We start from the raw sequence: 1,169 nt of genomic DNA, 5'->3' as shown, positions 1-1,169 counted from the left end.
TAGTGGTCTGAGTTAGAAGTTCTCTGTCACATTGGATGGGGTGTAGGGTGGGGCGTCTCTGGTGGGAGGCGTCCATGACCCGTGGCCCGAGAGCGGCAGCGCTGGTGCTGACGGAGGAGGAGCGCGAGGTACTGCAGCGCTTGGTCCGGCGACGTGGCGCGGGTCAGGCGGCGGTGATGCGGGCGCGCATCGTGCTGGCGGCCGATGCCGAGCCGGAGTTGCCCAACGGGGCCATCGCGGCCCGCCTCGACGTGAGCCGCCAGAGCGTGATCACCTGGCGTGGTCGCTTCCTGGCCCACCGCTTGGAGGGGCTGATCGACGCACCCCGGAGCGGGGCGCCGCGGCAGGTGGGTGACGATGCCATCGAGGCAATGATCACGCGAACGCTGGAGACGCAGCCCGAGGGGGCGACGCACTGGTCAACCCGCGCCATGGCCCGGCAGGTCGGCATGAGCCAGACCATGGTCTCGCGCATCTGGCGGGCTTTCGGCTTACAGCCGCACCGGAGCGAGACGTTCAAGCTGTCGCGCGACCCAGCCTTTGTGGACAAGGTGCGCGACGTGGTCGGCCTCTACCTCAGTCCACCCGACCGCGCTCTGGTGCTGTGTGTGGACGAGAAGCCGCAGATCCAGGCCAATGAGGGGACCGCGCCGGTCCTGCCCATGCGCCCTGGCCAGGTCGAGCGCCACAGCCACGACTATGTCCGGCACGGCACCACGGACCTGTTCGCGGCGCTGGACGTGCAGGCCGGGACTGTGATCGGCGCCTGCAAGGGCCGCCACCGTGCGACCGAGTTCCGGGCCTTTCTGGATCAGGTCGAGGCGGCCGTGCCCGCAGATCTCGACGTCCATCTCGTGCTCGACAACGCCGCCACCCATAAGACGAAGCTCGTCCACGACTGGCTGCTCAAGCGCCCGCGCTGGCACCTGCACTTCACGCCCACCTCGTCATCCTGGCTCAACCTCGTGGAGTGCTGGTTCTCGCTCCTGACCCGCCGCTGCCTCCAGCGCGGCGCCTTCGCCAGCACCGACGCGCTCGAGGCCGCCATCCAGGGCTACATTGCCCAGACCAACGCCGCGCCGAAGCCCTTCATCTGGACCAAGACCGCCGATGACATCCTCGCCAGCGTCGGACGATTCTGCCAAAGAACTTCTAACTCAGACCACTAG

The 1,169-nt window shown here is 68.0% G+C and carries 1 protein-coding gene; it reads left to right on the top strand.

The annotated features are described in order from the left end of the window. Positions 1–74: 74 nt before the first annotated feature. The gene (locus tag ACLIBK_RS25530; RefSeq protein WP_415390115.1) at positions 75–1,169 is read left to right on the top strand and encodes an IS630 family transposase; all 1,095 of its coding nucleotides are present in this window, start codon (positions 75–77) and stop codon (positions 1,167–1,169) included.

Source organism: Roseomonas sp. BN140053 (assembly GCF_047690175.1).
GTDB lineage: Bacteria > Pseudomonadota > Alphaproteobacteria > Acetobacterales > Acetobacteraceae > Roseomonas.
This window is presented reverse-complemented; position numbering and strand designations above follow the sequence as displayed.

Coding starts and splice junctions, on each gene's coding strand:
- ACLIBK_RS25530 (WP_415390115.1), top strand. CDS start 75: ATGACCCGTGGCCCGAGAGCGGCAGCGCTGGTGCTGACGGAGGAGGAG.